Here is a 12,607-nt window from a genome sequence, read left to right on the forward strand (position 1 = left end):
TCAGGCCGCCGCCCGCTGCGGGAAGCCGTCCAGTCCGGCCGGGTCGTGGCCCAGCCCGGCGGGCCCGGTCCAGTCGAAGGCCCGGTAGACCGCCGGCCCCAGCAGGCTCTCCGCGACCTGTTCGCGCAGCCGGTTGGTGGTGAACCCGCCGATCACGTTCATCTGGGCGTCCCGGTACATCCGTTCCACCTCGTGGCCCGGGGTGACGCCGGCCGCGCCGTGGATCTGCACGGCCCGCGCGGCGACCTCGACGCCCATCTCGGTGGCGTAGATCTTGAGCATCGCGATCCGGTCCCGCGCCGACTGTCCGGCGGCGCGTTCCACCGCCACCCGCTGGGCGAGCAGCCGGGCGGCGTCGATCTGCGCGCGGGAGTCGGCGAGCTGGGCCTGGACCCCCTCCATGTGCCCGAGCGGCCGGCCGAAGGAGACCCGCTCCCGGGCGTGCCGGACGGAGGCGGCCAGCGCGGCCTCGGCCAGGCCGATCGCGGCGAAGGAGTTCTTCAGCCAGCCCCAGGCCATGGTCTCGGCCAGTTCCTCGATCGGCACCGGCACGATGTCGTCCTCGCCGATCAGGGCGTCGTCGAAGATCAGCCCGCCCCAGGGCATGCCGCGCAGGCCCATCCGCGGGATCTCGTAGCGGTGCACCCCGGGCTGGAAGAGGTCCACGAAGGCCAGGCACCAGGCGGGTCCGTCGTCCCCGGGCAGGCGCTCGCGGCGGGCGACCACGACCGCCAGGTCGGCATTCGGGGCGTTGGTGATCTTGGACTTCTCGCCGCGGATCAGGAAGCCGCCGCCGGCCGGCCCGGCCGGGCGGACCTTGGTGCGGAAGGTGCCCGAGTCGCTGCTCGCGGTGGTCTCGGCCACCGCGAAGGCGGCCAGCCGCTCACCGGACAGCAGCGGCTCCAGCAGCCGCCGGTGCTTGTCGGGGTCGCCGTAGGTGGAGATCAGTTTGACGCACAGCAGGGCCGACACGGTCGCCGACCAGTAGGTGCTCGGGCAGGCCCGGGCGAGTGCCTCCATCGCGGCTGTCTGGGCCAGCGGGGCGGCGCCCGCGCCACCGAGTTCGGGCGGTGAGAACAGCCGGAAGTACCCGCAGTCGCGCAGGTCCTGCCAGTTCTGGCGGGGTATCAGGCCGGACGCGTCGGTGTCGGCGGCCCGGGCCGCGATCCCGGCGAAGCCCGGCACACCCGCGGTGGCGTCGTCGATGCGGTGGTTCATGTCGTTCCTCCTCTTCCCTCTGTCGTGGTGCCGGGCTCAGCCGATGCCCAGGACGGACGCCGCGATCACCGGCCGCAGCACCTCGCTGCCGCCGCCGGTCTCCGCGAAGAACACCGCGTCCCGGCAGATCCGTTCGATCAGGTGGTCGCCGCTGCACTCGGGCGTGCCGGCCAGCCGGGCCGCCCCGTCGGTGACCGTGCGCACCGCGGAGGCCACGAACAGCCGGGCGGAGGCCGCGTCCTGGAGCGACGGGCGGCCGCTGTCGAACTGCGCGGCCGCCCGGTAGACCATGCCCTCGGCGAGCTCGCACCGGATGGCGAGGTCCGCGAGGGTGAAGCGGACGGACTGGCCGTCGGCCAGCGGGCGGCCGAACAGCCGGCGGCTGCGGGCGCCGTCGACGGCGTCCCGGGCCATCGCCCGGATCAGGCCGAGCCAGGGCGCGCTGGTGAAGACCCAGTCCAGCGCCGCCAGCAGCGGTTCCACCTCGTCCGCGGCGCCGCCGACCCGCCCGAGGACGGCGCCCTCCGGCACCCGGCAGCCGTCCAGGATCAGCCGGCCCCACCCGCAGGTGCGCATCGCCGCCGGGCCCGCCTCGCCGACCCGCAGGCCGGGCGCGCCGGCGTCGACCAGGAAGGCCGTCCGGCTGCCGTCCTGGTGCGCGGCGAGGACCAGGAAGTGGTGGGCCACCGGGGCGCCCACCACCAGGTCCAGTTCGCCGTCCAGCACCCAGGCGCCCGGCGAGGCGCCGGCCGGGCGGACGGTCACGCCCGGGTCCAGTGCGGCGCCCTGGGTCTGCCGCAGCGAGACGGAGCCGAACCACTCCGCGGCGGCCATCCGGGGCAGGTAGCGCTCCCGCTGCCGGGGGCTGCCGAAGGCCCGGACCGGCACGGTGGCGAGCGCCACGTGGGTGCCCACCGCGAGGGCCAGCCCGGGGTCGCGGGCGCCCTCGCCCAGCCCTTCCAGCAGGGCGCAGGTCTGCACGGCGGACAGGCCGCCGCCGCCGAACTCGCGCGGCACCAGCGGGCCGGCCAGGCCCGGGCCGGGGTGGGTGTGGGCGAGTTCGGTGAAGAGCATGTGGTCCCAGCGGTTCGCCCGGTCGCGGTCGGCCGAGGTCGGCCGCACGACACGTTCGCCGAGTATTCGGGCGTGCTCGACCCAGGACGGTTCGAAACCTGTGGTGCCGGGATGGGTCGGAGAATTCGGAAAAACCATTCAGATCCCCTTCTCTCCTCTTTCCAGGGCTCAACTCAGGGAAATTCTCGAACACCGTATCGGCCTAGGCACACAAGGCCCATGGCTCTGTCGAAATCCTATCCGGGCAGCACAGTCCAGGGATCGCCGAAACACTCCATGACACTCCCTGACAAACCCCTGACAGAGAAATTGTTGCCGATTCCGCACCCGCTCCACGAGCATTGTCGGCAGCGAGGAAGTAGGAATCAGGCTCCGAAACACGGAGGGAACGCACATGGCATTGTCAGAGCACCAGAGCGCCCCCGAACGGCTGCCCCACCTGTCCGACGCGACCCTGCGGGACTCCGCCCACATGGCCGGCGTGGAGTTCGGCCCCGGGGACGCCGCCCGGATCGCGAAACTGCTGGTCAAGACCGGCGTGGAACTGGTCGAGGTCGGGATGATCTCCGGCCCCTCGTCCAAGGACGCCGATCTGATCACCGCCACCCACGAGGCGATCGGCCCCGAGCGCAGCATGTCCCTGGTCATGGTCCGCGACCGCCAGCAGGTCGCCAAGGCCCTGGACGAGGCCGCGCGCCTCGGCGTGCGGTACGTGATGTTCTCGATCCCGACCTCCGAACAGCACGCCCGGCTCAAACTCGGCTCGCCGAGCCTCAAGTACCTCAACGCGCTGGCCAAGAGCGCCATCGAGATCGCCAAGGGCCACGGTTTCCACGTCACCTTCAGCGGGGAGGACGGCGCCCGCACGCCGAAGGAGCGGCTGGTCCCGTACGTCGCCGCCGGCTTCGCGGCCGGCGCCGACCGGTTCCGGCTCGCCGAGACCGTCGCCTACCTGTCGCCCTGGCAGATGGAGGAGGTGATCGGCGACCTCACCGCGATCGACGGTTCCGAGATCGAGATCCACTCGCACAACATGCTCGGCATGGCGGTGGCCAACTCGCTGGCCGCCTACCGGGCCGGCGCGCAGTGGATATCGGCGACCGTCGGCGGCATCGGCGAGCGCGGCGGCAACGCCCCGCTGGCCGAGCTCCTGACCGCGCTGCGCGTCATCTACGGCGACACCCGCTTCGACCTGTCCCACCTCACCGAGCTGAGCCGGATCGCCCTGCGCGGCGCCGGACTCGGCGAGGCCTTCCAGTCCGGCCCCACCACCCCGCACGCCTTCGCGTACGAGCTGCCCGGCCAGCTCACCCACCCGGAGGCGTACGAGACCCTGCCCGCCGAACTCGTCGGCAACACGCGGGAGCTGCGCGTCCGCACCCGGCTCACGCCCGCGCTGGTCGCCTGGGCGCTCGACGACTCGGCCGGCGAGGTCGACCTCGACGCCTTCACCTCCTGGCTGATCGAGCGCCAGGGGAGTGACGGGCGCGGCCTGCTCGACCGCGACGGCATCCGCAAGGCCGCCGTCGACTTCCAGTCCCGCTGATCCGGCCCGTGATCGAATTCCCGGCCCCCCGCACCACCCCGATCCGCCATCGATCCGTCACCACCGAGAACTGGAGAACACCGTGCCCAACGCCACGCTCACCGGCGCCTGCCCCGAGTGCGAGACCGATCTGACCGTCCCTCCGATGGTCCAGGGCGAGACCCTGTCCTGCCCCGAGTGCATGCTCACGCTCCGGGTGGACGACGTCCGGGACGGCGAACTGTCGCTCCAGATGGTCGAGGTCCAGCTCCGCGACTGGGGCCAGTGAACCGATGAACCGGACCATCGCCATCATCGCCGACCGGATCGGCTGGGAGGAACGCCGGCTGATCGACGTCGGCCCCGACCTCGGTCTGAAGATCGAGTGGGTCAACGACGAGTCGCTGTGCCTCGGCCACCCCGATCCGTCCCAGCTCAAGGGCTATGACGCCGTCCTCGTCCGCAGCCGCAGCTACACCCGCGGCGGCCTGGTCGCCACCCTCGCGGAGGCGGCCGGGGTACCCACCCTGAACTCGGCGGACGCCATCCGCGTCTGCGAGAACAAGCTGTCGCTGCGCGCCCTGCTGCGCGGGGTCGGCGCCCCGGTGCCGGACTTCCGCCTCATCCTGTCCCGCAAGGACTTCGACGCGGCGCTCGCCGAACTGCCGCTGCCCGTCGTGCTGAAGCCGGTCTTCGGCGGCATGGGCAAGCGGGTCGCGCTGCTGCGCGACCCGGACACCGCGCCGTCGGTCTACGACTACGTCGAGGACCTCGGGCACGGTTTCGAGCAGGCCTGCCTGATCGAGCCGTACCTGAGCGGCGGCGCCTCCGTCCGCTGCTTCGTGGTCGGCCGGGAACTGGTCTCGATCGCCGAGTTCGAGAGCGCCGGCACGGACTGGCGCAGCAACGCGGCCCTCGGCAACCGCCACCGCGCGGTGGCGCAGGACCCCGACGTCCTGAAGATCGTGGACGCCGTGGTGGACGAACTCGGCGCCGGCATCTACGGCATCGACCTGTTCAAGACCGACGACGGTTACCTCGTCAACGAGGTCAACCACGCCCCGGCCTTCAAGGCCGTGGCCTCGGCGACCGGCGCGGACATCGCCACGGCCATCGGCCGCTACGTCCGGGAGGTCGTCGGATGATCCGGGTCGGCATCGCCGGCGCCTCCGGGCTGGCCGGCGGCGAACTGATCAGGCTGGTGGCCCAGCACCCGGACCTCGAACTGACCTTCCTGGGCGGCGCCTCCAGCGCGGGCCGCCGCCCGTCCCAGCTCCACCCGGGCCTGCGGCAGGACTTCGGGCTGACCGTCGAACCCGTGCCGGAGGACCTGTCCGACCGCTGCGACGTGGTGCTGCTGGCCACCCCGGCCCCGGTCTCGGTCGAGCTCGCGGCCCGGCTGGCCGACCGCGTGCCCTGCGTGATCGACCTCAGCGGCGCCTTCCGGATCCGCACCCCGGAGCTGCACGACCGCTGGTACCCGTCCGTGCGGCGCGCGGAGGGCCTGGCCGACCGGTTCGTCTACGGCGTCCCGGAGCTCATCGGCGACCGGCTGGTCGGCGCGCCGCTGATCTCCCTGCCGGGCTGCTACGCCACCGCGATCACCCTCGGGCTCGCCCCGCTGGTGCTCTCGCTCGGCCTCGACCTCAAGACGGTCGTGGTGGACGGCAAGAGCGGCTCCAGCGGCGGCGGCCTCCAACTGCGCACCGCCGACCTGCACCCGCTGCGCAACGGCGCCATCGCGCCGTACGCACCGGTGGGGCACCGCCACGCGGCGGAGGTGCGCGACTTCCTGGAGGGCGAGAAGCCGGGCCGGATCGGCTCGCTGAGCATGTCCGCCTACGGGGTCTCGCACGTCCGGGGGCTGATGGCCAGCTCGTACGTCTTCACCGACGACGAGGTGGACGCCCGCACCCTGCAGCGCGCCTACCTGCGGTTCTACAAGGGACACCCGTTCGTGCGGGTCCGCCGGCACGACGAGACGCTCATCCCGGTGCCGGACCCGCAGGCCGTCCTGGGTTCCAACTACTGCGACGTGACCGTGCTGCACGACCCGGACGGGGGCCGCATCGTCGTCCTGGCCGCGCTCGACAACCTGGTCAAGGGCGCGGCCGGCCAGGCCGTGCAGGTGCTCAACAAGCGCTTCGGCCTGCCCGAGGAGACCGGGCTGACCATGCAGCCGGTGATGCCGGCATGAGCGACACGGCACCCACGGTGGTCAAGCTCGGCGGTTCCACCCTGCACGCCATGTCCGGGCAGTGGTGGGACGACCTGGCCGAGCACGGCCGCAGTCACCCGCTGGTCCTGGTGCACGGCTGGTCCAAGCCGCTGCGGGACCTGCGGCCCGAGAACTCCGGCCCCGCGTCGATCCTGCGGGACCGCTACGGCAACCAGAGCCGGTGGACCACGCCGGACGTGCTCACCGACATCAAAGCGGTCAGCAGCGGGATCGCCGCGCAGGTCATCGGCCTGCTGGCCGACCGGGGCATCAGTACCGAGCGGGTGGTCGGCAGCGACGGCCTCGTCAGCGCGGGCCCGGGCGAGACCTGGTGGTGGCGGGACAAGCAGCTGGTCGAGCTGGAGAACCTGGTCGGACCGATCATCGGGGTCGACCGCGGCCTGCTGGCGGGCCTCGGGCCCGGCCAGTGCCGGCTGGTCACCCCGCTGGCCCGGAACACCCTCGGCCAGGAGGTGAACACGGACGGCGACCGGGCGGCCGCCGCCGTGGCCGCCGCCACCGGGGCGAGCGACCTGGTGCTGGTCACCGATGTCGCGCACCTGCTGATCGACGGCGAACCGGTGTCCGGGATCACCGCCGAGGCCGCGGCCGAGTTCCGCGACAAGGGCGCCACCGGCGGCATGCGCAAGAAGCTGCGGGCCGCGGGCGAGGCCCTCGAAGGCGGCGTCGAGCGGGTCGTGATCGGCAGCGCGCCGGTCACCGACCTGCTCGCCGCCCGCACCGGCACCGTCATCACGCGAAGCTGAGGAGCAGACACTCATGGCGAACTCCCGGGTGCTGGTGGTCAACAACGGAACCCTGTCGTTACCACAACTACGCGGCCGCTTCGAAGAACTGGGATCCGAGACCGACGTCGTCCGGGCGGACGCGGTGCCGTCCGGGCTGGGCGGCCGCTACCAGGCGGTCGTCCTGAGCGGCACCAAGGTCCGCGCGTACGACCGCGAGTTCTACCGGCCGCTGGTCGACCTGGTGATGACCGCCGACGTCCCGGTCTTCGGGATCTGCGGCGGCATGCAGATCATCGCGGTCGCCAACGGCGGCGAGCTGGCCGAAGGGCCGCAGCGGGTCGGCGGTTTCGAGGTCCAGGTCGACACCGAGGAACCGCTGTTCACCCACGTGAAACCGACGGTGACGGTCTTCCACCGACACACCCTGTACCTCCAGAAGGCCCCCGCGGGCTTCCGTTCGATCGGCCGGTCCGAGCACGCGCCGGTGGAGTTCCTCCGCTCGGAGGACGGCCGGATCCTCGGCTCGCAGGCCCATCTGGAGTTCCGCAAGGACGGCCTGGAGATCCTGCGCGGCTTCGCGCAGCTCTACCGGTGACAGCGGCTCCGATCAACGAACCTCCCTACGGATTCGAGGAATTGGAAATGACTGTGCTGGATGATCCACAGGAACCCGCGTTCACCGTCCACCTGGGCGGCAGCGGCGGCAGCATCAAGGGCTGGGTGGTCGTCGACACCCTGGTCGACGGCCTGGCCATGGGCGGCACCCGGATGACGCCCGGGGTCACCGAGGAGGAGGTGGCCGGCCTCGCCCGCGACATGACCGAGAAGTTCACCCTCGCCGGGCTGCGGATCGGCGGTGCCAAGGCGGGCATCGTCGCCGAGGGCGGCAACGACGGCGAGCACCGCGAGCAGACCTTCCGCACCTTCGGGCGCACCGTCAAGCCGCTGCTGCACGGCGGCATCCATCTCGGCATCGACATGGGCGTCACCCCCGCCGACCGGGCGGTGTTCTTCGACGAGGCCGGCTACGACCCGCGCTTCCGCAAGGGCGTGCCGGACATGCCGATCGACTGGCGCACCTACTACGAGCCGCTGATCGACTGCACCGGCCACGGCGTCGGGGTGGCCGCGGTCACCGCCCTGGAGGCGAGCGGTCACAGCGGCCCGGCCCGGGTCGTGGTGCAGGGCTTCGGCGCCGTGGGCCGCGCGGTCGCGCAGTTCCTGGAGGACCGCGGGCACGTGATCGTCGGGGTCGCCGACATCCAGGGCACCGTCACCGCGGACCGCCTGCCGGTGGCCGACCTGGTGGCCGTCACCGACGACTTCGGCCGGATCGACCACAGCCGGCTGCCGCAGCACGTGAAGGTCGACCGCGAGCCGGACGCCTGGCTGGACGTCGACGCCGACCTGCTGGTGCTCGGCGCCCAGAAGTACGCGCTCAACGCCGAGAACGCCCACCGGCTGCGCGCCCGCCTGGTGGTCGAGGGCGCCAACCTCGCCTCCAGCGCGGACGCGAAGGCGAAGGCCGCGGCCGCCGGGGTCCGCCTGGTCCCGGGCGTCATCGCCAACATCGGCGGCGCCGGCTCGGCGGCCCTGGCCGTCACCCGGGTGGTGCCCTTCGACCTGTCGGCCGAGGCCCGCAAGGCCTGGGTCTTCGACTGGGTCGGCGACAAGGTCCGGCGCAACACCCGGGACCTGCTGGAGATCGCCGCCTCCCGGGCCGGTGACCCGCTGCCCGAACTGCTCGCGGCCCGGCGTCAGGAGTTGCGATGACGCCGCAGGCCGGAGCAGCCAAGGCGACCTCCTCCGCCGCGGACCGGATGGCCGAGTACCGGCGCCGCGGCTGGTGGCGGGACGAGACCTTCCTGGACGACCTGCGCCGCCAGGCCGTCGAACGGCCCCGGAAGCTGGCCGTCGCCGGCCGGCGGCTCGACGAGGCCCGCACCGACACCCTGGACTACGCCGAACTCGCCCGGCTCACCGACCGGTTCTCCGGTGCCCTGGTGGACCTGGGCGTGCAACGGGGCGACGTGGTCGCCGTCCAGCTGCCCAACCGGTGGGAGATGGTGCCGCTGATGTTCGCCTGCATGGCGGTCGGCGCCGTGATCTGCCCGATCGCCCCGGTCTGCCAGGAGGAGGAGCTGCGGCACCGGCTCAAGCTCACCGCGGCCCGGGTGTGCGTCACCGTCCCGGAGTGGGAGGGCTACCCGCTCGCCGAGACGATCAACGCCCTCAAGTCCGAACTGCCGCTGGACCACGTGGTGGTGCTCGACGGCAAGACCCCCGAGGGCGCGATCGACTTCTACCACCACTTCGTCTCCGTGCCGTGGGAGAAGGAGAGCATGGGCGAGGTCGAGGGCCGCGAACTGCGCCCCGACGAACCCTTCGTGGTGCTCTTCACCTCCGGCACCACCGGCTTCTCCAAGGGGGTGGTGCACAGCCAGAACACCGTCCACTCGGGGGTGCGCGGCTACGTGGACACCTTCCTGCTCCGCGAGGACATGGTCGCCGCGATCACCACCCCGCTGGTGCACTACTCCGGCTTCGGCCAGGGCGTGCTCGCCGGGGTGATGCTGGGCGGGACGGTCGCCTTCCAGGACGGCCCGGACCACGCGGGCCTGCTGGACCTCGTCGAACGCTACGGCGCCACCCTGCTGTACGGCCCGCCGCCGACACTGTCCGGCGTCGCCACCGCCCAGCAGGCCGACCCGCACGACGTCTCCAGCCTGCGCCACACCATCACCGGCGCGGCGCCCGTCCTCCAGGACCTGGTGGACGAGCTCCGCGAGACCTTCGGCGCCCGGACCTACTCGGTGTGGGGCATGTCCGAGTTCGGTCCGGTCACGATCAGCCGACTGGACTACAACCAGGACTGGGCGGCGCACAGCCACGGCCGGCCGATCGACTCCATGGAGATCCGCATCGACCTGTGCCACGACGCGAGCAAGCGGGCGTCGGTGGGCCGGGTGAAGGTGCGCGGCGCGTCCCAGGCGCTCGGCTACTTCGAGCAGCAGGAGGCCTTCGACGCCGAGGTCACCGAGGACGGCTGGTTCGACAGCGGGGACGTGGCCAGGGAGGACGGCCGCGGCGGGATCCGGATCCTGGGCCGGGCGAAGGACACCATCCTGCGCAACGGGGTGGTCGTCCCGATGGCGGAGCTGGAGGCCGTCATCGCCCGGCACCCGAACGTGGCCGATGCCGCGCTGGTCGGCGTCACCGGGCAGACCGACGACCCGATCCTCGCGGTCGTCGTCGCCCGGGAGGGGATCCCGCCCACGCTCCAGGACATCCGGGCCCACCTGCGCGACTTCGGCCAGGCGCCCCGGTTCCTGCCGGAACGCCTGGAGATCGTCGACGCCCTGCCGAAGACCCTGACCGGCAAGGTCCGCAAGGTCGAGCTCCGGCAGCGCTACGCCGGATCCTGACCCGGCCGTCCCGCCCACTGCCCCGCCCCGCGTACCACCTGTCCCGCGCACCACCCCGTCCCGCTTCTGGAGGAGCATCGATGCCCAGCCCCACACCGGTGACCATGTCGGCGACCCTCGCCGCCGACGAGGCACTGGACCGCCGCCGCCGCGCCGGGGAGCAGGTCCTCTCCCTGGCCGGCGGGGAGATCGGCCTGCCGGTGCTGCCGGCCCTGCGGGAGCGGCTCGCGGCCGCGGCGGACCGGAACGCCTACGGTCCCGTCGCGGGAAGCCCGGAGCTGCGCTCGGCCGCCGCCGGCTACTGGCGGCGGCGGGGCCTGTCCACCCACGAGGCGGCGGTGGTCTGCGGGCCGGGCAGCAAGCCCCTGCTGTTCGCGCTGATGCTGGCCGTGGGCGGCGACGTGGTGGTGCCGGTGCCGAGCTGGGTCAGCTACGCGGCGCAGGCCGCGTTGGCCGGGGGCCGGGCGATCCCGGTCCCCGGCGTGCCCGGGGAGGGCGGGATACCGGACCCGGACGCCCTGCGCACGGCCGTGCGCAGGGCCCGGGCGGCGGGCGGCGACCCGCGCGCGGTGGTGGTCACGCTGCCGGACAACCCGACCGGCACCATCGCGAGCCCGCTGACCGTCCGCAGGCTGGCCGAGGCGGCCACCGAGCTGGACCTCGTGGTGATCTCCGACGAGATCTACTGCGACCTGGTCTTCGACCCCAAGGAGCGGGCGGTCTCCCCGGCCTTCTCCGCTCCGGAGCGGACGGTGATCACCACCGGCCTCACCAAGAACCTGGCACTGGGCGGCTGGCGGACCGGCGTCGCCCGGCTCCCCGAGGGCCCGCTCGGCCGGGGGATCCAGGACCGGCTGGTCGGCGTGGCCAGCCAGATCTGGTCCAGCATGGCGGCCCCGGTCCAGGCCGCCGCCGCCTGGGCCTTCGAGGAGCCGGCCGAGGTGGTCGCGCACGTCGCCGCGAGCCTGCGACTGCACGAGTCGGTGGCGAAGGCGGTGGCCCGGCGGTTCACCGCCGTCGGGGCCGTCCTCGCACCGGTTCGGGCCACCTGCTACCTCTATCCCGATTTCGAGCCCCTCCGTGACCGGCTGGCAGCCCACGGGGTGCACACCGGCGGGGGGCTCGCCGAACTGCTGGCAGAGCGTTACGGGATCGGCCTGCTGCCGGGCAGCGCCTTCGGCGAGGCCGACTCCGCGCTGCGGGTCCGGGTCGCCACCGGCCGGCTGTACGGCGGGACCGACGCCGAGCGGACGGCCGCCCTGGAGGCCGCGGACCCGCTCGGGCTCCCCTGGATCCGAGCCTCGCTGGACCGCATCGAGGAAGTCCTCACCACGCTGGTCGCCGACCAGCCCCAACCCCTGGGAGAGCTCTCATGACCACCGTCGTCTTCGAGTGCGAGTACAAGGGCCTGCGCTACGCGGGCATCGGCCTGCCGGCCGCCGGTGCTCCGCACACCCTGTACCGGGTGGCCGAGGATGCGCTGCGCTCGGCCGTGCTGGCCGGGGGCGGCCCGGAGGCCGTGGTCGCGGCCGTCACCGAGGGCGCCGAGACCGTCTCGGTGTCCCTGGACGATCCCGAACTGCGCCTGCTTCCGCCGCTGTTGCCGACCTCCGACAACAACTCGCTGGTGAACGGCTTCATGGGCACCCACCGTTCCAAGTTCGACCGCGACCCGGAGCCGGACGAGGAGTTCACCCCGCCGAACTACTACCTCAAGGGCTTCGGCTCCTGGCTGCGGATGCCGGACGAGCCGCTGGTGACCCCGGCGGCCCCGGACTGGCTGCTGGAGGAGCCGGAGGTCGCGCTGGTCTACGCCAACGACGCGGAGGGCGTCCCGCACTACGCCGGGTACACCTTCGGCAACGACCTGAACGACATCGGCCTGCACCTGCGGAACAAGTGGGCCTGGACGCCGTACGCGAAGCTCTGCGAGACGTCCTTGACGCCGTGGCTCTTCCTGGACGAGCCGCCGGTGACGGTGACCGGCAGGGTGTCCGTCGAGCGCGACGGGGTCACCGCGTGGTCCGGTCCGTTCTCCTGCGGCTCCGACTCGCTGTACCACCGGGTCCCCGACATGACGGAGTACCTGTTCTCGTACCCGCTCCTGCGCCGGCCCGGGCTGGTCAACTACCTGCTGCTGGGCGCGGACAAGGCCAGCTACCACGACGGGTTCCGGATCGAGGACGGCGACCGGCTGGTCATCGACGTGAGCAGCCACGGCGTCGTGCTGGCCAACCCCGTGCGGTTCGGTCAGGCCGATGCCGCCGTCTCGTAGGCCGCCGCGCCGGGGCCCCCCCCCCCCCCCGGGGGGGCCCCCGCCCCCCCCCCCCCCACCGCGGCCGGGAACGCGGCGAAAGCGACCAGACACCCGAAAAAGCACAAGAAACGGCGGCCGCTC

General features: G+C 72.8%; 12 protein-coding genes. 10 read left to right on the plus strand and 2 right to left on the minus strand.

Going from position 1 to position 12,607, the window contains the following annotated elements; genetic code table 11:
• Together ACFQ6N_RS23070 and ACFQ6N_RS23075 are read right to left on the minus strand one after the other, a co-directional pair.
• Positions 1–1,218 (minus strand): acyl-CoA dehydrogenase family protein, encoded by a 1,218-nt coding sequence (locus ACFQ6N_RS23070; protein WP_380652014.1) that lies wholly within the window; start codon positions 1,216–1,218, stop codon positions 1–3.
• 36 nt (positions 1,219–1,254) lie between these two features.
• Positions 1,255–2,430, minus strand: a complete 1,176-nt coding sequence (locus tag ACFQ6N_RS23075; RefSeq protein ID WP_380652017.1) for an acyl-CoA dehydrogenase family protein — start codon at positions 2,428–2,430, stop codon at positions 1,255–1,257.
• Between the two features lie 256 nt (positions 2,431–2,686).
• Between ACFQ6N_RS23075 and ACFQ6N_RS23080 the strand changes: the two genes are divergently transcribed.
• The 10 genes from ACFQ6N_RS23080 to ACFQ6N_RS23125 all read left to right on the plus strand — a co-directional run bounded on the left by ACFQ6N_RS23080 (position 2,687) and on the right by ACFQ6N_RS23125 (position 12,484).
• Positions 2,687–3,838, plus strand: a complete 1,152-nt coding sequence (locus ACFQ6N_RS23080) for an isopropylmalate synthase (RefSeq protein ID WP_380652019.1) — start codon at positions 2,687–2,689, stop codon at positions 3,836–3,838.
• An 82-nt stretch (positions 3,839–3,920) separates the two neighbouring features.
• Positions 3,921–4,106 (plus strand): lysine biosynthesis protein LysW, encoded by a 186-nt coding sequence (locus ACFQ6N_RS23085; RefSeq protein WP_380652022.1) that lies wholly within the window; start codon positions 3,921–3,923, stop codon positions 4,104–4,106.
• Positions 4,107–4,110: 4 nt separating this feature from the next.
• Entirely contained in the window at positions 4,111–4,962 is an 852-nt protein-coding gene (locus ACFQ6N_RS23090; RefSeq protein ID WP_380652025.1) for a RimK family alpha-L-glutamate ligase, read from the plus strand.
• Positions 4,959–6,014 (plus strand): N-acetyl-gamma-glutamyl-phosphate reductase, encoded by a 1,056-nt coding sequence (gene argC / locus ACFQ6N_RS23095; protein WP_380652028.1) that lies wholly within the window; start codon positions 4,959–4,961, stop codon positions 6,012–6,014. The genes ACFQ6N_RS23090 and argC overlap by 4 nt, the downstream gene beginning before the upstream one ends.
• Positions 6,011–6,802, plus strand: coding sequence for an acetylglutamate kinase (locus ACFQ6N_RS23100; RefSeq protein WP_380652031.1), 792 nt, complete (start codon positions 6,011–6,013; stop codon positions 6,800–6,802). Before argC ends, ACFQ6N_RS23100 begins: the two co-directional genes overlap by 4 nt.
• A 13-nt stretch (positions 6,803–6,815) precedes the next feature.
• A complete protein-coding gene (locus ACFQ6N_RS23105) occupies positions 6,816–7,379 on the plus strand; it encodes a type 1 glutamine amidotransferase (protein WP_380652034.1) in 564 nt (187 codons plus the stop codon).
• 47 nt (positions 7,380–7,426) lie between these two features.
• Complete coding sequence (locus ACFQ6N_RS23110; protein WP_380652037.1) at positions 7,427–8,557, plus strand: Glu/Leu/Phe/Val dehydrogenase dimerization domain-containing protein; 1,131 nt, start codon at positions 7,427–7,429, stop codon at positions 8,555–8,557.
• Complete coding sequence (locus tag ACFQ6N_RS23115) at positions 8,554–10,209, plus strand: AMP-binding protein (protein WP_380652040.1); 1,656 nt, start codon at positions 8,554–8,556, stop codon at positions 10,207–10,209. The genes ACFQ6N_RS23110 and ACFQ6N_RS23115 overlap by 4 nt, the downstream gene beginning before the upstream one ends.
• A gap of 80 nt (positions 10,210–10,289) precedes the next feature.
• Positions 10,290–11,585 (plus strand): pyridoxal phosphate-dependent aminotransferase, encoded by a 1,296-nt coding sequence (locus ACFQ6N_RS23120; RefSeq protein WP_380652043.1) that lies wholly within the window; start codon positions 10,290–10,292, stop codon positions 11,583–11,585.
• The gene (locus ACFQ6N_RS23125; protein WP_380652046.1) at positions 11,582–12,484 is read left to right on the plus strand and encodes a fumarylacetoacetate (FAA) hydrolase; all 903 of its coding nucleotides are present in this window, start codon (positions 11,582–11,584) and stop codon (positions 12,482–12,484) included. Before ACFQ6N_RS23120 ends, ACFQ6N_RS23125 begins: the two co-directional genes overlap by 4 nt.
• The last annotated feature ends 123 nt before the right edge of the window (positions 12,485–12,607 follow it).

Origin of the sequence: Kitasatospora sp. NPDC056446 (genome assembly GCF_042796115.1) — a bacterium.
Classification (GTDB): Bacteria; Actinomycetota; Actinomycetes; order Streptomycetales; family Streptomycetaceae; genus Kitasatospora.

Excerpts from the sequence above, each read along its gene's own strand:
- ACFQ6N_RS23120 (WP_380652043.1), top strand. The coding sequence starts at position 10,290 with ATGCCCAGCCCCACACCGGTGACCATGTCGGCGACCCTCGCCGCCGAC.
- ACFQ6N_RS23125 (WP_380652046.1), top strand. The coding sequence starts at position 11,582 with ATGACCACCGTCGTCTTCGAGTGCGAGTACAAGGGCCTGCGCTACGCG.
- ACFQ6N_RS23105 (WP_380652034.1), top strand. The coding sequence starts at position 6,816 with ATGGCGAACTCCCGGGTGCTGGTGGTCAACAACGGAACCCTGTCGTTA.
- ACFQ6N_RS23100 (WP_380652031.1), top strand. The coding sequence starts at position 6,011 with ATGAGCGACACGGCACCCACGGTGGTCAAGCTCGGCGGTTCCACCCTG.
- ACFQ6N_RS23070 (WP_380652014.1), bottom strand. The coding sequence starts at position 1,218 with ATGAACCACCGCATCGACGACGCCACCGCGGGTGTGCCGGGCTTCGCC.
- ACFQ6N_RS23075 (WP_380652017.1), bottom strand. The coding sequence starts at position 2,430 with ATGGTTTTTCCGAATTCTCCGACCCATCCCGGCACCACAGGTTTCGAA.
- argC (WP_380652028.1), top strand. The coding sequence starts at position 4,959 with ATGATCCGGGTCGGCATCGCCGGCGCCTCCGGGCTGGCCGGCGGCGAA.
- ACFQ6N_RS23080 (WP_380652019.1), top strand. The coding sequence starts at position 2,687 with ATGGCATTGTCAGAGCACCAGAGCGCCCCCGAACGGCTGCCCCACCTG.
- ACFQ6N_RS23110 (WP_380652037.1), top strand. The coding sequence starts at position 7,427 with ATGACTGTGCTGGATGATCCACAGGAACCCGCGTTCACCGTCCACCTG.
- ACFQ6N_RS23090 (WP_380652025.1), top strand. The coding sequence starts at position 4,111 with ATGAACCGGACCATCGCCATCATCGCCGACCGGATCGGCTGGGAGGAA.
- ACFQ6N_RS23115 (WP_380652040.1), top strand. The coding sequence starts at position 8,554 with ATGACGCCGCAGGCCGGAGCAGCCAAGGCGACCTCCTCCGCCGCGGAC.